The sequence below is a fragment of the Aestuariibius sp. HNIBRBA575 genome (assembly GCF_040932005.1).
Classification (GTDB): domain Bacteria; phylum Pseudomonadota; class Alphaproteobacteria; order Rhodobacterales; family Rhodobacteraceae; genus CANLNM01.
Genome location: NZ_CP162414.1, coordinates 283,066 through 301,903 on the forward strand (window position 1 = coordinate 283,066; position 18,838 = coordinate 301,903).

Sequence of the window (18,838 nt, forward strand, 5' to 3'; positions counted from 1 at the left end):
TTAACGCTAGCCGTCGGTTGCAATCCAGATCGTGGGTTGGGTTTGATAGCTGATATAGAGCGGGTGTTTGGGGTGGCCCTGTTTGGTCAAGCCCAATGAATATAACGGGTTTTGGGACTGTCTTAACAAACGATGCACGGCCACGCCGCGGTTCAGGTGATCCCCATGCGCGCCCCAAGCACAAATTGTCCGATCTGCCCAAGCTTGTCCGTCCAGAATGGCGGCGTCATTTGCAGGTCCAACTGGGTCCGCAGCCGCCCGCATTTTACGTGGATCGGTGTCGCGCCATGCAAAAATATTGGTCACGCGAAAGCCCCCAAATCCCAGCGCCCGCGCCCGACGTTCACAACGTTCCACGGTGGGGTCGTTTTGGACTTCGGTGGCGGTGGACGGGTTGAGCATGACAAAATGCACCTTGCCGCCATTCGCATCCCAAACCCGTGTCAGGCTGTAACGATACCGTTCGCAATCTGAATAGATGGCAATGGATGCGGCGTCGTCTTTTAGATGTTCGCGTGTGATCATAGGGCAGGTTTACCCGGCGGATGGGCCAGGGGGAACCCCTAGCTGCTGGGGGGCACAAACACGCGGGTCGGGTGAATTTCACCTGATTTATATGTGCCAACCGCGATGGCTTGACCGTTATGGGACGCCCAGCATTCTTCGCCATAATCCACATCCGTCGCAATCACCAAGGCGGGGTTGCCATTGCGCAAACGCACGATGCTTTCGGCGGGGCACATCACTTGGGGCAGGTCCTCTAGGCCTTGTTCCAGCGGGCGGATATATTGATCCAATTCGGTGGTTTTGGCGTGTGTGTCCAACATGTCCAGCGTGATGCCGTCACTGGCATCAAACGGGCCGGACCACACGCGCCGCAGGGTTTGCACATGGCCATAACAGCCCAGTGCAGCACCCAAGTCGCGCGCAATTGACCGCACATATCCGCCTTTGCCACAGGTCATTTCCAGCACAACGTGATCGGGATCGGGGCGATCCACCAACAGCAATTCCTCGACCCATAGCGGGCGGGCAGCCAGTTCGAATTCTTCGCCATCGCGGGCCTTTTTATAGGCGCGTTGACCGTCGATTTTCACCGCAGAAAACGCAGGCGGAACCTGTTGAATGTCACCGATGAACTGGCCCAGTGCGGCCTTGATATCCTCATCAGACGGGCGCAGGTCGCTTTGGGCGATCACTTCGCCTTCGGCGTCATCGGTGTTGGTGGCCGCGCCTAGATTTACGGTAAACGTATAGGCTTTTAGCGCGTCGGTGATGTAGGGCACTGTTTTCGTCGCTTCGCCCAATGCGACGGCCAAAACGCCGGTTGCTTCTGGGTCTAGGGTGCCCGCATGGCCGGCCTTTTTGGCATCCAGCGCCCAGCGCACTTTGTTCACCACGGATGTGGACGTGATCCCGGCGGGTTTATCCACCACAAGCCAGCCTGAAATGTCACGACCTTTGCGTTTGCGCGCCATGTGGTGCCTCCGAAGTTCCAAGGAAAGGCGGCGTGCTATCTGTCGCCGCGGGTTGCGTCAAGCTATTCTAGCACGCCCACAATCGGCCCCATCGCAAAGCCATTATCCGACCGGTTCAGATCCCGCGCATGCAGGCGGGACACTTTGCCATCAAAATAAAGCGCATTGGGCAGGTTCAGATGATCGCGAAACAGGCGGGCAAAGGTGTGGAAATTGACGACCTGATTGGAAATCGCAAACACAACGCGACTGCCATCCGCACTGGTACCCACCCCGTTGCGCAAATGCCGACTGGTTGATCCTTCGATGAACCGGGGATGCAATGCGCCATCAATCACCAACATCGGGCCGGATTGTGTGGCATGGGTGCAGTCGGGCTGTTGATCCACATAGGCCAGGGTTTCAAACACTTGTGCAATGTCATCCTGAATGCAGAACACGCCATTGGGCAACATGCCAAAATTGCCCGGCCCCGCATTGGGGATGACGCGCATGGTCTGGGTGTTGTCTTCGATATAATGCCCAACGGGGGACAGATCGGAATGATACATGCCCGCATTCATCGCAAACAATAGCGCGCGGTCGGGGTGACTGCGTTCAATTTCGCGAAACGATGCCAAAGGCGCGTTGTTTTGGTCCAGATGGAACAAACGCAGGTTTTCCACGCTTGGATCGACATCACAGATGGTGAAATCGACGTCGGAAAACGTGATGTCCTGACAGGTCACCGCCAAGGTGGGGGCCGCCAGCAATGTGAATGCTGCCGCAAATATGCCCCGCACCTGTGGGATCATACGGTGTCATCCTCATCGGTTTCGCGGTCATCGGTCGGCGTGCGCAAATCCTGTTGGATGTGGTCATTGTCAAACAACGCCGCTGTGCGTTCGATCTGATCGAACGTGTCATCAATGCGAAACCGCAATTCGGGCGCATGTTTCAGCTGGGCCTTGCGGCCGATCATCCGGCGCAGCTCGCCTTTGTTGCGGGCCAGAACTTCGATGGCTTCTTCGGCGTTTTTGCCACCCAGAGGCAGGACAAACGCCGTCGCGATGCCCAGATCGGGGGTGACGCGCACCTCGCCGACAGTGATCAGCATGCGTCCCAAATCAGGATCATGGATTTCGCCACGCTGCAAAATTTCCGACAATGTACGACGAATGACTTCGCCGACGCGCAGCATTCGTTGGGATGGCCCGCGGCCTTCGCTGAATCTTTTCTTTGACATACCGCTCATGTAAGCCACCTGCGACCCCTTGCCAAGCGGTGCACAACATTGCAGGCAAGGAAACGCAAAGGAGACATGCCATGAGCGATTTGCCCGGAATTGTGATCACTGGTGCATCAGGCCGGATGGGCCAGATGTTGATTCAGTCAGTTTTGAACAGCGACAAATGCAAATTGGTCGGCACGATTGAACGCCCCGGCCATGACTGGATCGGGCGCGACATCGGCGAATGTATGGGCGGCCAAGCGGTCGGCGTGACCGTGGACAGCGATCCGCTGGATGCGTTTGCGCGGGCACAGGCGGTGATTGACTTTACCGCCCCCGCCGCAACAATCGAATTTGCTAAATTGGCCGCGCAGGCCCGTGCTGTGCATGTGATTGGCACAACCGGCATGACCGAGGATGACATCGCCCAGCTGGAACCATGCGCGCGCCACGCTGTGATTGTGCGGGCGGGCAACATGTCGTTGGGCGTGAACCTGTTGGTGCAATTGACCCAAAAAGTCGCGGCCGCCTTGGACGAAGATTTCGATATCGAAGTGATCGAAGCCCATCACCATCACAAAATCGACGCCCCATCAGGCACGGCCCTGATGCTGGGGCAGGCGGCGGCGGATGGGCGCGGCGTCGATCTAAAGGACGTGACCGATTCTGGTCGTGACGGCATAACGGGCGCGCGCAAACGCGGCGATATCGGGTTTTCAGCGATCCGGGGCGGCGACATTGTGGGCGAACATGATGTGCTATTTGCCGCAGCTGGTGAACGCATCGTGCTGCGCCACATGGCAACGGATCGGGCGATTTTTGCGCGCGGCGCGCTCAAAGCGGCGCTGTGGGGCCAAGATCAGAAACCCGGCGAATATGACATGTTTGATGTGCTGGGGCTGTAAAACCCCAACGGCGCGCCTAAAAATCGACGGCGATGCCCTTTTTTTCCCAATCGCCATAGCGCACCGGTTCGGGGCCATCGCGCCCGCCCAGTTCGACCGGCATCGCGTCTTTGGCTTTGGCGCGCCGTTCTTCGGCCTCAGCCAGGGCGCGTTTGGCGGCATCTGGCAAATCTTTGTCGGTATCTTGCGTATCAGACATGTCTCTTCCTTGTCAGAGCTTGCCCTTTGATATACCCCCCGGCCATTGCAAAACAAGGGAAGACCCATGGATCCGACTGGCCTCGCTCCGCGTCGTGCTGCACATTACCTGCTGGGGCAGGTGATCGAAGAAGGCCGTCTGATGTCTGAACTGATCGGCGCAGGGGCGTTGGAACGGCTGGTGCCCGAGGATCGCGCACGTGCCCAGCGGTTGGCATTGGATACATTGCGCACCTTGGAACGCGCGGATCGGATGCTAAAGCCGTTTCTGCAACGCAAACCCCCATTGGCCGTTCAAAACGTTTTGCGCCTTGGCACGTTGGAAATTTGCACCGGCACCGCCGCGCATGGCGTTGTGAATGCCTGTGTGGAAATCGTAGGTCGGTCAAAACGCACGATGAAATATCGCGGTCTGGTCAATGCGGTGTTGCGTAAAATTGATGCGGCCAAAGACGGATGGGATAAATTGCCCGTTTCCGTCATGCCCCGTTGGTTGCGCCGTCCTCTGACTCAGGCGTGGGGTGACAAAGCGTTGCAACAAATCGAACGCGCCCATTTTGCGGGGGCCCCGCTGGATCTGACGCTGAACGGTCCTGTGCCGGATGGTTTGCCGGGCGAAAAACTGCCCAGCGGATCGTGGCGGATTCGCGACGGGGCGCAGGTGTCATTGCTGCCGGGATACAAATCCGGCGATTGGTGGGTGCAGGATGCAGCCGCCGCGTTGCCCGTGCGTCTGATGGCCCCGCAAAAGGGCGAAAAAGTCGTTGATTTATGCGCCGCACCGGGCGGCAAAACCATGCAGATGGCCGCCGCTGGCGCGGATGTCACCGCCGTTGACGTATCCGAGGGCCGCATGGCGCGGGTGCGGGAAAATCTGAAACGTACCGGGCTGACCGCCAAATGCGTGGTGTCCGACGCCTTTGCCTTTGAGGGCGAAGGATTCGACGCGGTTCTGTTGGATGCGCCCTGTTCGGCGACCGGTACGATTCGCCGCCACCCGGATTTGCCCTATGCCAAAGATGGCGCTGAATTTGCCGAACTGATCGCCCAGCAGGGTGACATGATCGATCACGCGCTGACGATGCTGAAACCCGGCGGGCGGCTGGTGTTTTGCACCTGTTCACTGCTGCCCGATGAAGGCGAAGTGCAGATCGACGATGCGCTGGATCGCCACCCGGATCTGGTGGTAGATCGCGATGCCTTGAACGTCGACGGTGTCGATCCGGACTGGATCACCGAAGAAGGCGGCCTGCGTCTGCGCCCGGATTTCTGGCAGGAACGCGGCGGCATGGACGGATTTTATATGGCGGTTCTGCGAAAGCCTGCGTGACTCGCGCCTTTGTCCTGTCTATGATGCCTGCCAACAACAAGATGCAAAACACGCATCACAATGAGGCAGCAGATCTTGGCCAAGGCCCGGACATGGACAGCAAGGCGAACCCGCCTGATGCATCGCGTGCATGCGCGCCTGACGTCCCGCGTGACGGCAGCCAAAGGATTTGTGTCTCAACCTGAACCCCGCACCATTGGCCTGTTTGCACGTGGCAAACAGCTGATTGCGGGCAATCTGTTATTCGCCGGTCACCTGATCGAAGCACCGGGCAAATCCCTGTGGGATGTGGACGCCCCGGACGAAGCATTTGCCGAAGTGATCCAAGGGTTTACATGGCTTGATGATCTGGCCGCTGTTGGCGATGCGCGGGCGCGCGAAATCGCAGGCCTTTGGGTTGGGGACTGGATCAAAACCTATGGTCGTGGCACCGGGCCGGGCTGGACGCCGGAACTGACCGGGCGGCGGTTGATCCGGTTGATCCATCACGCGACCTTTTTGTTGCGGGGCCGTGACAAAGCGTTTTCTGATGCCTTTTATCAAAGCCTGACCCATCAGGCGGAATTTCTGGCCCGTCGTTGGCCGGCGACCCGCCCCGGCGTGGAACGATTCGAAGCGTTGACCGGGGCAATTTACGCAGGGCATTCTTTGTTGGGCAAAGAAAGCCACGCCACCCCAGCCGAGGCGGCTCTGGCTCGTGAATGCGCGGCGCAGATTGATGAACAGGGCGGTCTGGCGACACGCAACCCCGAAGAATTGTTAGAAGTTCTGACATTGTTGAACTGGGCAGCAGAGGCGCTGAACGCGGCAAATCGCCAAGTGTCAAAGGCCCATCGCGAAGCCGTTGAACGGATTGTGCCCACGTTGCGGGCGCTGCGCCACAAAGACGGATCGTTGGCGCGGTTCCATGGTGGCGGTCGCGGTCTGGATGGTCGGCTGGACATGGCGCTGGCCGCGTCTGGTGTGAAAAAGCAGCCCCATACTGGGTTGCGGATGGGGTTTGCGCGGGTGTCTTGTGGGCGGTCATCCGTGATTGTGGATGCCGCAGCGCCACCCACTGGACGCGAAAGCCATGACGCCCACGCATCCACGCTGGCGTTTGAACTGACATCCGGGCGCCGTCCGGTGATCGTCAATTGCGGATCGGGCGCCAGTTTTGGCGAAGAATGGCGCCGCGCGGGCCGGGCCACCCCCAGTCATTCCACCTTGGGGCTGGAAGGATATTCATCCTCTCGTCTGGGCAAGGCCAGCGGATTGTCGGGCCTGTCGCGCGAATTGCTGATCGATGTTCCCGCCAAAGTCAGCGCCGAAAGCAACAAACACGATGATTCCCAGCGGATCGAGCTGTTTCACGACGGCTATCAGAAACTGTTTGGCCTGACCCATGGCCGCACCTTGGAACTATCCTTGGATGGTCGCGCCCTGATCGGAGAGGATTATCTGGCGGCGATCACCAAAGAGGACCATGGCCTGTTTGACAAAGCATTGGATCGATCCAGCCTGCAGGGCATCCCCTATGACATCCGATTCCATTTGCACCCAGAGGTCGACGTGTCGATGGATCTGGGCGGCGCTGCGATCAGTCTGGCATTGAAATCCGGCGAAGTTTGGGTGTTTCGACAGGACGGAAGCGCCGAAATGCGGCTCGAACCGTCAGTTTATCTGGAAAATGGACGATTAAGGCCCCGTGCGACACAGCAAGTGGTTTTATCTGGGCGTGCAATGTCATATGCGACGCGCGTCCGATGGTCATTGGCCAAGGCACACGAAACCCCTTCGGTGGTGCGTGACCTTGTGCAGGATGGCACGCTCGCGACACCAGATGTCCAGGATTGAAAGGCTGCCCACCAATGACTGACCACAAAATTCGCCGTGCATTATTGTCCGTTTCGGACAAAACCGGATTGATCGACCTCGCCAAAGCGCTGAGCGAGCGCGGTGTGGATTTGCTGTCGACTGGCGGCTCTGCCAAAATGATCCGCGATGCGGGCATTCCAGTGCGTGACGTGTCGGATGTGACCAATTTCCCCGAAATGATGGATGGCCGGGTCAAAACCCTGCATCCCGGCGTACATGGCGGACTGTTGGCGCTGCGTGACAATGATGCGCATCTGGCGTCCATGCAGGAACACGACATCAGCGCTATCGATCTGTTGGTGGTGAACCTTTACCCGTTTGAAGAAACCGTCGCCGCAGGTGGCGATTACGATGCCTGTATCGAAAACATCGACATTGGCGGCCCGGCGATGATCCGTGCAGCCGCGAAAAACCACGCCTTTGTTTCGGTTGTGGTGGATGTGCAGGATTACGACAAATTGCTGGGCGATATGGATCAGCATGACGGCGCAACCTGCCCCAAATTCCGCAAAAAACTGGCCCAGACGGCTTATGCGCGCACTGCGGCTTATGATGCGGCCGTTAGCACGTGGATGGCGGATGCGATAGGCGTAGAAACACCCCGCCGTCGTGCGTTTGCGGGCACATTGGCGCAAACCTTGCGCTATGGTGAAAACCCCCATCAGCAGGCTGCGTTTTACACCGATGGTTCAAACCGTCCCGGTGTCGCCACTGCACGTCAATTGCAGGGCAAAGAGCTGTCTTATAACAACATCAACGACACAGACGCGGCGTTTGAACTGGTCAGTGAATTTGACCCAGCGAATGGCCCGGCCTGTGCGATCATCAAACACGCCAATCCTTGCGGTGTTGCGCAGGGCAAAACGCTGGAAGACGCCTATCGCAAAGCGTTTGACTGCGACCGTACGTCGGCCTTTGGCGGGATTGTCGCGCTGAACCAGAAACTGGACGCCGACACGGCGCGCGCGATCACCGAAATCTTTACCGAAGTTGTGATTGCCCCCGGCGCGGATGACGCGGCTCAGGAAATTTTTGCGGCCAAGAAAAACCTGCGTTTGTTGCTGACAGACGGCCTGTCCGACCCTGCAGAAACCGGTCTGACCTATCGTCAGGTGTCCGGCGGCATGCTGGTACAAGGCAAAGATACCGGGTTTGTCGGTCTGGACGATCTGAAAGTGGTGACCAAATTGGCCCCTACAGATGCCCAGATGCAGGACCTGCTGCTGGCTTGGAAAATCGCGAAACACGTGAAATCCAACGCCATCGTCTATGTCAAAGACGGTGCAACCGTTGGCGTTGGTGCCGGGCAAATGAGCCGCGTTGACAGCGCGTTGATCGCCGCCAAAAAGGCAGAGCGCATGGCAGAAACGCTGGGTCTGGCCACACCGCTGACCATCGGGTCGGCTGTGGCGTCCGATGCGTTTTTCCCATTCCCTGACGGATTGCTAGAAGCTGCCGCTGCTGGCGCGACATGTGTGATTCAGCCGGGCGGGTCCATGCGGGACGACGAAGTGATCGCAGCTGCTGATGAGGCCGGATTGGCCATGGTTCTGACGGGCATGCGCCATTTCCGGCACTGATCCGACTAAAATGAAAGGGCGTGATATGCGGCTGACTTTTTGGATGTCTTTCTGGGTGTTCCTGGTTGATCAGGCGACAAAGTATTTTGTCGTGCACACTTTGGATTTGAACACCCGCCAAGTTGTCGACGTGTTCCCGCCCTTTCTGACATTTCGCATGGCATGGAACGAAGGCATCAATTTCGGGCTGTTTGCCGGGCTTGATATGCGCTGGATTCTGGTGGGCGTCGCTGTCGCAATTTCGCTGTTTGTGTTGTGGTGGGTGCGTCGCGAAGGCGGCAGCAAATGGGTCTATCTATCGGCCGGATTGCTGGTCGGGGGCGCGCTGGGCAATATCGTGGACCGGATTTTATATGGGGCGGTGGCGGATTTTCTGAACATGTCCTGCTGTGGTATCCGCAATCCCTATGCGTTCAACATCGCCGATATCGCGATTTTTGCGGGCGCGATTGGGCTGGTCCTGTTCACCGGCGAAAAAAAGCCACACAAAAACGACACCAAGAAGACATCGTGACCTTTTGAATTGGCTGGGTTAAAAGGGCGCAACACGTATCCGGGGGGATCGCATGCTGCGCCTTTTTATTATTGCAATCACACTTGTTGGATTGACCGCTTGCACCAATGGCAAGCGCACGCTGCATGATTTTAGTGGCGAAACGGCGGGGCCGGATGAATTTTCAGTCATGCCATCCCGTCCGCTGGAAATGCCTGCGGATTTGAACGTTTTGCCAACGCCAACCCCCGGCGGCAGCAATTTGACCGACGCCAACCCGATGGCGGATGCGATTGTGGCACTGGGTGGCAACCCTGCCGCCGTGCAGGGCGCCATTCCCGCGGCTGATACGGCCTTGCTGGCCCATGTGAACCGCAACGGTGTATCGCCAAATATCCGCGCTGATTTGGCCGAAGAAGACGCACGTTTTCGGCGGCGTCGCACAGCTGGCCCGTTTCGGGGTGGCGATCGATATTTCCGCGCCTATGCGGGCCAAGCACTTGATGCGCAATCTGAAATGGACCGGTTCCGCAATATCGGCGTTCAGGTTCCATCCGCCCCACCTGCCCAATAATCCCGCAGGTTTCTACAAAACCACCCCGGTTTCGGCAAATTATCGCGCGGTGCGTCAACGTTTCGTTAACCACGCTGACGAATGCTCACATTCTCGTTGAGCACGCTTGAACTATGGTCAATCAGTCGTAGCTTGTGTTGTGACGCAATTTCAAGGATTTGCCCATGCGCCGCATTTTTGCAGCTCTTTTTACTCTGACCGCGACGCAGGTTTCTGCGCAAGAGGTCACAAATTACACGCTTGATAACGGGATGGAGGTCGTTGTGATCGAGGATCACCGCGCCCCCGTTGTATCGCATATGGTGTGGTATCGCACCGGATCGGCGGATGAACCGGTCGGCGCCTCAGGCGTGGCCCATTTTCTGGAACACCTGCTGTTTAAGGCGACCGAAAACCTAGAAAGCGGCGAATTATCCGCGACCGTTGCCGCGAATGGTGGCAGTGACAACGCGTTTACCAGCTACGATTATACCGCTTACTATCAAAGGGTTGCGTCAGATCGACTGGAATTGATGATGTCGATGGAATCGGATCGGATGAACAATCTGCGCCTGACCGAAGATGACATTGAAACAGAACGTCAGGTGATCATCGAAGAACGCAATCAACGCACGGAAAACAGTCCCGGCGCCCTTGCGCGGGAACAAATGCGTGCGGCGCAATACTTAAACCACCGCTACGGCGTGCCGATTATTGGCTGGAAACACGAAATGCTTGAGCTGAGCCTTGAGGATGCGTTGGATTTCTATGACCTTTATTATTCGCCCAACAATGCAATTCTGATCGTGGCCGGGGATGTGCAGCCCGATGCCGTGCTGGCATTGGCCGAAAAGTACTACGGTGTGATACCCGCCGAGGATCAACTGCCCGAACGCCTGCGCCCCGCAGAGCCGCCCCAAACCGCCGAACGCCGTCTGGTCTACGAAGATCCCCGCGTGTCGCAGCCCTATGTGACCCGGTCTTATCTGGCGCCCGAACGGGATGCCGGCGCCCAAGAAGAAGCCGCCGCGCTGGTCTATCTGGCAGAGTTGCTGGGCGGGTCGCCATTCACGTCCGCATTGGGCGTTGCGTTGCAATTTGATACCCAAATGGCTGTGTATTCGTCGGCCTTTTACAGCGCTGGTTCGCTGGATGACACGACATTTGGCGTGGTTGTGGTGCCCGCCCAAGGCGTCACATTACAACAAGGCGAAGCCGCGATGGATCAGGTTATCGCGGACTTTTTGGCCAATGATATTGATCCCGAACAGATGGAACGTCTGCGCACTCAATTACGCGCAAGTGAGATTTTCGCCAAAGACAATGTCGAAGGGCTGGCGCGTCGCTATGGGGCGGGGCTGACCCAAGGTCTGGAAATCCAGGACATTCAGGATTGGCCGGAAATCCTGCAAAACGTGACCGCCGCGGATGTCAAAGCCGCCGCAGAACGTGTGTTTGACCGCAATCAATCCGTGACAGCCTTTGTTGTTCCAAACCGTGGGGTTCTGAACCAATGATCCGTTTATTTGCCGCATTCACAATGCTTTGGGCCTCCACCGCCACAGCCGAGGTCGACATCCAAGAGGTCACTTCGCCCGGTGGAATCACCGCTTGGTTGGTTGAGGCCCACGAAATTCCGTTCACCGCGTTGGAAATCCGCATTCGAGGCGGAGCCTCGCTGGATTTACCGGAAAAACGTGGCGCCTCAAACCTGATGACCGGCCTCTTAGAAGAAGGGTCGGGCGACATGAACGCCCAAGAGTTCCAGACAGAGTTGGAAAGCCTCGCCGCGACGTTCAGCTATCGGATTTATGACGATACCTTTTCCCTGTCAGCGCGGTTTTTGACTGAAAACCAAGACGATGCGATTGCATTGTTACGTCAATCCATCATCGATCCCAGCTTTGATCAGGATGCCATCGAAAGGGTCCGTGCGCAGGTCATTTCAGGCATTCAATCGGATGCCAAGGACCCCGACAGCATTGCCAGTGCGACCTATGATCAGCTGGCGTTTGGCGATCATCCTTATGGGTCATCGCTGGACGGGACCGAAGACAGCGTGAACGCGCTGACACGGGATGATCTGATCCAAGCCCATCAACGTGTCCTGACCCGCGATCGGATTTATGTTGGCGCTGTGGGCGACATCACGGCTGATGATCTGGGTCTGTTGCTGGATACGTTACTGGGGGAACTGCCCGCGACGGGACCGGAATTGCCGGATCGGATCGACTATACGCTGGCCGGGGGCACGACTGTCGTGGACTACGAAACCCCGCAATCGGTCGCGATTTTCGGCCATGGCGGCATTACCCGCGATGACGACGATTTCTTTGCGGCGTATATCCTGAACGAAATTTTGGGGGGCCGGGGCCGCGAAAGCCGCTTGATGAAAGAGGTCCGCGAAGAGCGCGGCCTGACCTATGGCGTCTATTCCTATCTGGTGCCCAAGGACCTGTCGGAACAATATTTGGGGTCGCTTGCCTCTGCGAACGAAACCATGGCCGAAGCGTTGGATGTAATCCGCGCGGAATGGACGAAACTGGCAGAAAATGGCGTGTCCGAACAGGAATTGAGCGATGCCAAAACCTATCTGACGGGCGCGTATCCACTGCGGTTTGATGGGAATGGTCCGATTGCGGACATCATGGTTGGCATGCAGATGACCGGCCTGCCGATTGATTATATCGCCACGCGTAATGATCAAATCAACGCCGTCACGCTTGAGGAAATCAATCGGGTAGCGCGTGAAATCCTTGATCCAGATGGGCTTCATTTCGTGGTCGTGGGTCAGCCGGTTGGGTTGGAAACAACCGCGCCGGTTAACCAATAAGACCCTCGTAGAATCGGGAATGGCTATGCTATCTATAGCGGCATGGCCATTCCTGACCCCAAGATAAGCGAAAAACAGCCCGTTATCCGTCAACTGGACGAAGGCGCGATCAACCGGATCGCCGCCGGCGAAGTTGTGGAACGCCCTGCATCCGCAGTGAAAGAGTTGGTTGAAAACGCCATCGATGCGGGTGCAACCCGAATTTCCATCGATATTGCGGATGGCGGCAAAACCCTGATCCGGGTCACAGATGATGGGTGCGGCATTGCCGGGGTGGATTTGCCGCTGGCCCTGTCACGCCATGCTACGTCAAAAATCGACGGGTCGGACCTGTTGGATATCCATACATTCGGATTTCGAGGCGAGGCATTGCCATCGCTGGGCGCCGTGGGCCGGTTGACCATCACCAGCCGTGCGACCGGCCATGAGGCGGCGACGATCACGGTGAACGGCGGCCAGATGGGCCCAGTCAAACCGGCGGCATTGACCCGTGGCACGGTGATCGAGCTAAAGGATCTATTTTTCGCTACGCCCGCCCGGTTAAAATTCTTGCGCACGGACCGCGCCGAACAACAGGCGATTTCGGATGTGGTCAAACGGCTCGCCATGGCGGAACCGTTCATCGGCTTCACCTTGCGGGACGTGTCGTCGGGCAAAGACCGGGTGACATTTCGCGCCGATCCGCAAACCGGCGATATGTTTGACGCGCTACGTGGACGATTATCATCGGTGCTGGGGCGGGATTTTGCTGAAAATGCGATCCCGTTGGATGCGGAACGCGATGGGTTCCACCTGACCGGATATGGCGCATTGCCGACCTATTCACGCGGGTCGGCCGTTCAGCAATTCCTGTTTGTGAACGGCCGCCCGGTGCGGGACAAATTGCTGATCGGGGCGCTGCGCGGGGCCTATATGGATTTCCTCAGTCGCGACCGCCACCCGGCGGCAGTTTTGTTCATCGATTGTGACCCCCACAAGGTGGATGTGAACGTGCACCCCGCCAAATCCGAGGTTCGATTTCGCGATCCCGGCACTGTGCGTGGGTTGATTGTGTCGGGTCTGCGCCATGCCTTGGCGGATGCGGGGCATCGCGCGTCAACAACTGTCGCGGGGGCCACTTTGGGGGCGATGCGTCCCGAAACAAATGCGCCACCTGGGCGGATTTATCAGATGGATCGCGCGGGATATGCGCCCACGCAATATACCCCATCGCCCAGCTATCCCACTGGTTTTGCAGAGAGTTTGACCGAAAGTTTCACCGAAACGATGTCGCCCTCTGCGCGGGTTGAACCCACATTCGACCCTCAGGAAACGACCCAAAGCGAACACCTGCCATTGGGGGCCGCACGCGCGCAGGTGCATGAAAACTACATCGTGGCGCAGACCGAAACCGGGATTGTGATCGTCGATCAACACGCGGCCCATGAACGTCTGGTTTATGAGCGATTGAAAAATCAGATGGCGGATAACGGTGTCGCGGCGCAGGCGTTGTTGATCCCGGAAATCATCGAAATGTCAGATGGCGACGCGGCAATGCTGCTGTCGCATGCCGATGAATTGGCAAAGCTGGGACTGACGTTGGAACCGTTCGGCGGCGGCGCAATTGCTGTGCGTGAAACCCCCGCCATATTGGGCGAAATCAACGCCGAAGCGATGCTGCGCGATGTGTTGGACGAATTGGCCGATCTGGGCGACAGCACCACGGTGCAGGCCCGCATCGAAGCCATCCTGAGCCGCGTCGCCTGTCATGGATCGATCCGTTCGGGCCGTCAAATGCGGGCCGAGGAAATGAACGCTTTGTTGCGCGAAATGGAGGCAACCCCCCATTCCGGCCAATGCAATCACGGCCGCCCCACCTATGTGGAGCTGCAACTTAGCGATATCGAAAGGTTGTTTGGACGCACATGATCCAGATTGGCGAAAATCCCATTCATTTCAGCGATCCTATTGTGATTGCAGCGCTTTTTGGCGTGTTCATTCTGTTGCTGATCGTTGTTTTGCTGATTTCAGCCGTGCGACGCACCGGGCAATCCGCGTTGATGGCCCAGAATATGGCGTCGCAAATGGGCGGGATGACGGCGCGGGTTCAGGCGCTGTCAGATGGGCAACAGCAATTATTTGGCGGGCTGCATTCCGTCAGCGAAGCGCAGGCGCAACAGCAATCCAACATGCTGCAATTGATGGAACAACGGCTGGCGCAGGTGAACGAAACCATGGGCAACAATCTGGCCAATTCAGCGCGCAACACCGCCCAAAGTCTGGGGGAATTGCAGCAACGCCTGAAAACCATCGACAAGGCGCAGGAAAACATCACCAAATTGTCCGGTGATGTCCTGAGCCTGCAAGACATCCTGTCCAACAAACAAACCCGCGGTGCATTTGGTGAAATTCAGCTGCATGACATCGTGGGCAAGGCGCTTCCGGCGGATAGTTTTACCATGCAGGCGACATTGTCGAACGGAAAACGGGCCGATTGTTTGATCCATTTGCCCAACCCACCGGGCCCCATTGTGGTGGATAGTAAATTCCCGCTCGAAGCCTACGAAGCCCTGCGCAACGCCACCACTGATTATGAGCTAAACGACGCGGCGCGTCAGCTGCGCACAGCGATCCGGGCTCATATCAAAGCGATTTCCGACAAATACATCATCGAAGGGGAAACCGCGGATGGCGCACTGATGTTCCTACCGTCAGAGGCCGTTTACGCAGAATTGCACGCGAATTTCCCCGAAATCGTGCGCGAAGGGTTCGCCGCACGGGTTTGGATCGTGTCCCCGACCACCTGTATGGCGACGCTGAATACGATGCGCGCCATCCTAAAAGACGCGCGAATGCGTGAACAGGCAGGCGCGATCCGCAAAGAGCTGGGCATGCTCTATGGTGACGTGGATCGGCTGGGCAAGCGGGTCGAAAATCTGGATCGGCATTTTGGTCAGGCGGCCAAGGATATTGCGGATATCAAAATCAGCGCCGACAAAGCCGGGCGCCGGGCGCGGCGGCTCGACAATTTTGATTTCGAAGAGCTGGCCCCAGAAGAAGACACACCCAAAGTTGTCCCTATTACGGCCCCGAAAACCTGATTTCATTTGTGGTTCTGATGACCTGTGCTAGCGTGAGGCAACAATGGTCAGGAGGCGTAAATGGTCAGGAAATCTGCGATCGCATTGGCGATGTTTGGGGCCCTATCGGCATGTGCGAATATGGACCCGGACACGCTTATTTATAGCAACATCACCGCGCAAATGGACCGAGAATTGCAATCCGTGCCATTTGCATCCGGATCCGTTTCTGTAGTGACTGAGGATCATGGTGAAATGCACACCTATCGGCTGGTTCCCTGTCGCGGGGATCGGGTTTGCATGGGGTCCGAACATGGGCGGCAAATTCGCGCCACAGAGACAGCGCAATATGTGGTTTTGTCAGGGATCAAACGCCATCAGGTGTTTTATCTGGGTATGGGCGGCGATGGTTTCGTGCGCGAAGGCAATCAAACACGCCCGCTGGCTTGGGAATAGGTTTGTCCCAGATCAAGGTTTGAGATTGGCAAACGGCGCATTCTGACTTCGAAGAGAAGGAGAATTCCAATGCTAAAGATCGCCACAGATAAAATCGCCGAAATCATCATCCTTGCCCGCGAAATGCCGCGCGGCGAAAGCGAATTTGACGGGTTTGTCGGTCGTTTGGACGAAGAAGAAGAGGCCAGTTTGGTTGCTGTATTCTGGATTGGACGCGGATCGTTTGAACCAGAGGATTACGAAGAGGCCTATGCGACCGCACGTCGAGAGGCGTCCGCGCCGACACAGGATTACCTGAAAGGGTCACCACATCTGGCGGATCATCTGGAAAATGGTCTGGATGCATTGGGGATTTCAGCCAAAGACGCTGAGGATGATTTATACTGACACGCGGCGCAATCTGCGCGGCGCATCAGTATTTTGCCAGCAACAACGCTATAGTTTGTGCGATTGATAAATGTCACGTGCGCGGCCCCAGACACCTGTTTCAAGGTCGCCCAATTGCAGCAGATAGGGCAGCAATTGTTCGGCAAAGTCATGTGAGCTTTCGAGGGGCAGCAACGAGGGCAGATTGTCGATCGACATGATGTCCAGAGGCGGTGTGTCCTGCACGCGCAGAACCGGATCGGCCCATGTGCTGGCCTCTGAATATAAAGGAACTGGGTTGTAATCACTGTCCGGATCGCAGGCGATATCGCCAATCGCGCGCAATCTGCGTGGCGCCGTTAAAGCGTCAGGTCCAACAAAGACAGGTGTGCCCGGGCGGGCCAAGATGCAGTTGAAAAACAGATCATGGTCCAGAATTTCGGGGAACGGGCCGCCGGATGCGGTTTCGGCCATGTCCCACAGGGTCGGCGTGATGCCCACCGCGTTGCACAAATCGGCGGCACCCGTGCCAACGCGGCCTTTGGCACCGATGATCAGGGCCGTCGCGGATGACGTGCCGAGCGCTGTTTTGACGTCGTTCAACATGGTGTCGGCATTGGGCCACGCTGTGACGGGCGCGCAGGTTTGCCCGGCATTTTGCGCCGCAAGCGCCAATGCGGTGACAGCCGCGCCCGCATATCCCGCCCAATATCCAAAGGCAGCAACGCGCCGGTTTTGATCATCCAGCAGGTATTCCAAATCCAGCAAAGTGCCGTCTGCCGCCGCAAACCGGCGCAACAATTCCTGCCCGGAAAATTGCCCCTTAAAGGCATGCCCAAACATGATGTGCTGATGGGGCAGGGCGGTGCCATTTTCGGGCAATTCTTTTAGCCCTAGGATGATGGCGTCGGTTGGCGCCGTTGTCCATGCGCCCTGGGCGGCGATCCTACAGCCGGTGTCGCGATATGCATCCGTTGGAATGATGCGTGTGGGGCTGTCTTCGACGGTGACGTCTAGACCCGCTGCCATCAATGCGCGCACCCCATCCGGGGTGATGGCAACGCGTTGTTCATTGGCGCGGCTTTCGGCGCGAACCCAGAGATGTGTCATGTTATACCTTTGTAAACAGGCCCATTTCCAGCGCTTTGATCACCGCAGGACGGGTCATCATCAGGTCGAAATGGGCGGATAAGGTCGGGTAATCTGCGATGTTGACGCCGTCGCCGGGCAGCCATGTGCACAGGGTGAACAGATAAAAATCAGCCAAGGACACCGCGTCGCCAACCACATAGGGCCCCGCGATTTTGTCCTGTAGATAGGCGCAAGACGCGCCCATGGTTTCAGCGACTTTGGCGGTCATATCACGGAGCGAGGCGTCTTGGTCTGCCCAGCGATGGCCGCGCATTTTATGGGCGTGGTTCACATGCATGGTTGTGCCTAGATACCACATGACTTCGCGCATTTGGGCGGCGGTATATGGATCGTCAGGGATCAGGTTTTTATCCGGGTTCAGGGCCGCCACGTAATCCAACAACGCCCCGGTTTCGGTTAAAATGCCGTGATCTGTGACCAGCGCGGGCACGCGGCCCTTAGGATTGATGGCCAAATAGGCGGGGCTGGTTTGTTCGGCTTTGGCAAAATCGACGCGGACATAGTCCACATCGGTTTCTGTTTCGATCAACGCCAAGGCCGTCGCGAGGGAAATCGTATTGGGAGCATAGTGAAACTGCATGTTCAGGACCCTTTGCCAACGAAGCTAGTAATGTGTGCGGCCATGCGCCCGGTCATCGGACTCCAGATGCGGAATGGCGTTGAACCCAGCCAGAAACGGCCCATGCGGTGTGACGTGAATCCGGTGGATCGATGAGTTGTAGATCGGCAGTAGGATATGCGCCATGCGGGTTGGGTCTAGGTCCAAAAGCGAACGAAGGATCATGCCAATCACGCCGCCGGATGTCACACACAGCACTTTGCGGCCCGGTTGGGTTGCCTTGCGCAGAACGCTGGTGACGCGGTTTTCAAAACTGGCAAAGGTTTCCACCCCCATGATTTCCGCTTTGTGCCAGGCCTCCATGATTTGGGGCGCATGGGTGGCAAAATCATCCGGCCCGGGGAACGGCACGCCATGTACCTCTTCTAAGGCGTGGCCAAGGTTGAAATAATCCAGCTCATTCAGGCGGGGATCAATTTGTGGGCTGTCATATCCCATTCCCGCAGCGGTTTCGCGGTGGCGGCGCAATGATCCGGCCAGAACTTCGTCGAATTCCATGCCTTGGGATGCCATATACGCGCCCAGCCACCGGGCCTGTTGGTGGCCCAGTTCAGACAGCCGATCATAGCTTTCTTCGTCTTTGGCGTCAGAGTTCGCCTGACCATGCCGGACCAGAATAATTTCACCCATATGAATTCCCTTACTCTTTGGTTTTGACTTTGTTGCAGATCGGACATCAGGCGGGTTCGAAAGGAAACAAATCTGGCGGATTTAGTGTGTGTCGGGTCGTTCCCGAGCATTCTCTGAAA

General features: G+C 57.3%; 20 protein-coding genes. 12 read left to right on the forward strand and 8 right to left on the reverse strand.

Annotation, left to right across the window (positions count from 1 at the left end; translation table 11 throughout):
* Positions 1-6: 6 nt before the first annotated feature.
* The 4 genes from AB1F12_RS01410 to rbfA all read right to left on the reverse strand — a co-directional run bounded on the left by AB1F12_RS01410 (position 7) and on the right by rbfA (position 2,703).
* Positions 7-525, reverse strand: coding sequence for a DUF1643 domain-containing protein (locus AB1F12_RS01410; RefSeq protein WP_368186030.1), 519 nt, complete (start codon positions 523-525; stop codon positions 7-9).
* Positions 526-563: 38 nt separating this feature from the next.
* On the reverse strand, positions 564-1,478 hold the full coding sequence (gene truB / locus AB1F12_RS01415) for a tRNA pseudouridine(55) synthase TruB (protein WP_368186031.1): 915 nt from the start codon (positions 1,476-1,478) through the stop codon (positions 564-566).
* Positions 1,479-1,540: 62 nt separating this feature from the next.
* A complete protein-coding gene (locus AB1F12_RS01420; protein ID WP_368186032.1) occupies positions 1,541-2,272 on the reverse strand; it encodes a phosphodiester glycosidase family protein in 732 nt (243 codons plus the stop codon).
* On the reverse strand, positions 2,269-2,703 hold the full coding sequence (gene rbfA / locus AB1F12_RS01425) for a 30S ribosome-binding factor RbfA (protein WP_368188216.1): 435 nt from the start codon (positions 2,701-2,703) through the stop codon (positions 2,269-2,271). The genes AB1F12_RS01420 and rbfA overlap by 4 nt, the downstream gene beginning before the upstream one ends.
* A gap of 80 nt (positions 2,704-2,783) precedes the next feature.
* On the opposite strand from rbfA, the gene dapB reads away from it, so the two are divergent.
* Positions 2,784-3,593 (forward strand): 4-hydroxy-tetrahydrodipicolinate reductase, encoded by an 810-nt coding sequence (dapB, locus tag AB1F12_RS01430; protein ID WP_368186034.1) that lies wholly within the window; start codon positions 2,784-2,786, stop codon positions 3,591-3,593.
* Positions 3,594-3,609: 16 nt separating this feature from the next.
* On the opposite strand, the gene AB1F12_RS01435 is transcribed toward dapB, so the two are convergent.
* Positions 3,610-3,792 carry a DUF1674 domain-containing protein gene (locus tag AB1F12_RS01435; RefSeq protein WP_368186036.1) on the reverse strand — a complete coding sequence of 61 codons (183 nt, stop codon included), beginning with the start codon at positions 3,790-3,792 and terminating at the stop codon, positions 3,610-3,612.
* A 66-nt stretch (positions 3,793-3,858) separates the two neighbouring features.
* On the opposite strand from AB1F12_RS01435, the gene AB1F12_RS01440 reads away from it, so the two are divergent.
* The 11 genes from AB1F12_RS01440 to AB1F12_RS01490 all read left to right on the forward strand — a co-directional run bounded on the left by AB1F12_RS01440 (position 3,859) and on the right by AB1F12_RS01490 (position 16,339).
* Entirely contained in the window at positions 3,859-5,121 is a 1,263-nt protein-coding gene (locus AB1F12_RS01440; protein WP_368186038.1) for an RsmB/NOP family class I SAM-dependent RNA methyltransferase, read from the forward strand.
* Positions 5,122-5,238: 117 nt separating this feature from the next.
* The gene (locus tag AB1F12_RS01445; protein WP_368186040.1) at positions 5,239-6,957 is read left to right on the forward strand and encodes a heparinase II/III family protein; all 1,719 of its coding nucleotides are present in this window, start codon (positions 5,239-5,241) and stop codon (positions 6,955-6,957) included.
* 14 nt (positions 6,958-6,971) lie between these two features.
* Complete coding sequence (purH, locus tag AB1F12_RS01450; RefSeq protein ID WP_368186041.1) at positions 6,972-8,558, forward strand: bifunctional phosphoribosylaminoimidazolecarboxamide formyltransferase/IMP cyclohydrolase; 1,587 nt, start codon at positions 6,972-6,974, stop codon at positions 8,556-8,558.
* A 25-nt stretch (positions 8,559-8,583) separates the two neighbouring features.
* Positions 8,584-9,072 carry a signal peptidase II gene (lspA, locus tag AB1F12_RS01455; RefSeq protein WP_368186043.1) on the forward strand — a complete coding sequence of 163 codons (489 nt, stop codon included), beginning with the start codon at positions 8,584-8,586 and terminating at the stop codon, positions 9,070-9,072.
* A gap of 52 nt (positions 9,073-9,124) precedes the next feature.
* On the forward strand, positions 9,125-9,625 hold the full coding sequence (locus AB1F12_RS01460) for a DUF3035 domain-containing protein (protein ID WP_368186046.1): 501 nt from the start codon (positions 9,125-9,127) through the stop codon (positions 9,623-9,625).
* 164 nt (positions 9,626-9,789) lie between these two features.
* Positions 9,790-11,121 carry a M16 family metallopeptidase gene (locus tag AB1F12_RS01465; protein ID WP_368186047.1) on the forward strand — a complete coding sequence of 444 codons (1,332 nt, stop codon included), beginning with the start codon at positions 9,790-9,792 and terminating at the stop codon, positions 11,119-11,121.
* Complete coding sequence (locus AB1F12_RS01470; protein WP_368186049.1) at positions 11,118-12,437, forward strand: M16 family metallopeptidase; 1,320 nt, start codon at positions 11,118-11,120, stop codon at positions 12,435-12,437. The genes AB1F12_RS01465 and AB1F12_RS01470 overlap by 4 nt, the downstream gene beginning before the upstream one ends.
* 42 nt (positions 12,438-12,479) lie before the next feature.
* On the forward strand, positions 12,480-14,345 hold the full coding sequence (gene mutL / locus AB1F12_RS01475; RefSeq protein ID WP_368186051.1) for a DNA mismatch repair endonuclease MutL: 1,866 nt from the start codon (positions 12,480-12,482) through the stop codon (positions 14,343-14,345).
* Positions 14,342-15,517: a DNA recombination protein RmuC gene (locus AB1F12_RS01480; protein ID WP_368186053.1), complete on the forward strand. Its 1,176-nt coding sequence runs from the start codon at positions 14,342-14,344 to the stop codon at positions 15,515-15,517. The genes mutL and AB1F12_RS01480 overlap by 4 nt, the downstream gene beginning before the upstream one ends.
* 60 nt (positions 15,518-15,577) lie before the next feature.
* Positions 15,578-15,952 (forward strand): hypothetical protein, encoded by a 375-nt coding sequence (locus AB1F12_RS01485; RefSeq protein WP_368186055.1) that lies wholly within the window; start codon positions 15,578-15,580, stop codon positions 15,950-15,952.
* A gap of 69 nt (positions 15,953-16,021) precedes the next feature.
* Positions 16,022-16,339 (forward strand): DUF3775 domain-containing protein, encoded by a 318-nt coding sequence (locus AB1F12_RS01490; protein ID WP_368186058.1) that lies wholly within the window; start codon positions 16,022-16,024, stop codon positions 16,337-16,339.
* A 48-nt stretch (positions 16,340-16,387) separates the two neighbouring features.
* Here AB1F12_RS01490 and AB1F12_RS01495 read toward each other — a convergent pair whose 3' ends face one another.
* From AB1F12_RS01495 to AB1F12_RS01505, 3 genes are read right to left on the reverse strand one after another with little or no spacing between them, the layout of a single operon-like run.
* A complete protein-coding gene (locus AB1F12_RS01495; RefSeq protein WP_368186061.1) occupies positions 16,388-17,428 on the reverse strand; it encodes a saccharopine dehydrogenase in 1,041 nt (346 codons plus the stop codon).
* A 1-nt stretch (position 17,429) separates the two neighbouring features.
* Positions 17,430-18,050 carry a glutathione S-transferase family protein gene (locus AB1F12_RS01500; protein WP_368186063.1) on the reverse strand — a complete coding sequence of 207 codons (621 nt, stop codon included), beginning with the start codon at positions 18,048-18,050 and terminating at the stop codon, positions 17,430-17,432.
* Positions 18,051-18,074: 24 nt separating this feature from the next.
* Positions 18,075-18,719: a histidine phosphatase family protein gene (locus AB1F12_RS01505; protein ID WP_368186064.1), complete on the reverse strand. Its 645-nt coding sequence runs from the start codon at positions 18,717-18,719 to the stop codon at positions 18,075-18,077.
* Between the last annotated feature and the right edge of the window lie 119 nt (positions 18,720-18,838).

Excerpts from the sequence above, each read along its gene's own strand:
- AB1F12_RS01410 (WP_368186030.1), bottom strand. The coding sequence starts at position 525 with ATGATCACACGCGAACATCTAAAAGACGACGCCGCATCCATTGCCATC.
- truB (WP_368186031.1), bottom strand. The coding sequence starts at position 1,478 with ATGGCGCGCAAACGCAAAGGTCGTGACATTTCAGGCTGGCTTGTGGTG.
- AB1F12_RS01420 (WP_368186032.1), bottom strand. The coding sequence starts at position 2,272 with ATGATCCCACAGGTGCGGGGCATATTTGCGGCAGCATTCACATTGCTG.
- rbfA (WP_368188216.1), bottom strand. The coding sequence starts at position 2,703 with ATGTCAAAGAAAAGATTCAGCGAAGGCCGCGGGCCATCCCAACGAATG.
- dapB (WP_368186034.1), top strand. The coding sequence starts at position 2,784 with ATGAGCGATTTGCCCGGAATTGTGATCACTGGTGCATCAGGCCGGATG.
- AB1F12_RS01435 (WP_368186036.1), bottom strand. The coding sequence starts at position 3,792 with ATGTCTGATACGCAAGATACCGACAAAGATTTGCCAGATGCCGCCAAA.
- AB1F12_RS01440 (WP_368186038.1), top strand. The coding sequence starts at position 3,859 with ATGGATCCGACTGGCCTCGCTCCGCGTCGTGCTGCACATTACCTGCTG.
- AB1F12_RS01445 (WP_368186040.1), top strand. The coding sequence starts at position 5,239 with ATGCATCGCGTGCATGCGCGCCTGACGTCCCGCGTGACGGCAGCCAAA.
- purH (WP_368186041.1), top strand. The coding sequence starts at position 6,972 with ATGACTGACCACAAAATTCGCCGTGCATTATTGTCCGTTTCGGACAAA.
- lspA (WP_368186043.1), top strand. The coding sequence starts at position 8,584 with ATGCGGCTGACTTTTTGGATGTCTTTCTGGGTGTTCCTGGTTGATCAG.
- AB1F12_RS01460 (WP_368186046.1), top strand. The coding sequence starts at position 9,125 with ATGCTGCGCCTTTTTATTATTGCAATCACACTTGTTGGATTGACCGCT.
- AB1F12_RS01465 (WP_368186047.1), top strand. The coding sequence starts at position 9,790 with ATGCGCCGCATTTTTGCAGCTCTTTTTACTCTGACCGCGACGCAGGTT.
- AB1F12_RS01470 (WP_368186049.1), top strand. The coding sequence starts at position 11,118 with ATGATCCGTTTATTTGCCGCATTCACAATGCTTTGGGCCTCCACCGCC.
- mutL (WP_368186051.1), top strand. The coding sequence starts at position 12,480 with ATGGCCATTCCTGACCCCAAGATAAGCGAAAAACAGCCCGTTATCCGT.
- AB1F12_RS01480 (WP_368186053.1), top strand. The coding sequence starts at position 14,342 with ATGATCCAGATTGGCGAAAATCCCATTCATTTCAGCGATCCTATTGTG.
- AB1F12_RS01485 (WP_368186055.1), top strand. The coding sequence starts at position 15,578 with ATGGTCAGGAAATCTGCGATCGCATTGGCGATGTTTGGGGCCCTATCG.
- AB1F12_RS01490 (WP_368186058.1), top strand. The coding sequence starts at position 16,022 with ATGCTAAAGATCGCCACAGATAAAATCGCCGAAATCATCATCCTTGCC.
- AB1F12_RS01495 (WP_368186061.1), bottom strand. The coding sequence starts at position 17,428 with ATGACACATCTCTGGGTTCGCGCCGAAAGCCGCGCCAATGAACAACGC.
- AB1F12_RS01500 (WP_368186063.1), bottom strand. The coding sequence starts at position 18,050 with ATGCAGTTTCACTATGCTCCCAATACGATTTCCCTCGCGACGGCCTTG.
- AB1F12_RS01505 (WP_368186064.1), bottom strand. The coding sequence starts at position 18,719 with ATGGGTGAAATTATTCTGGTCCGGCATGGTCAGGCGAACTCTGACGCC.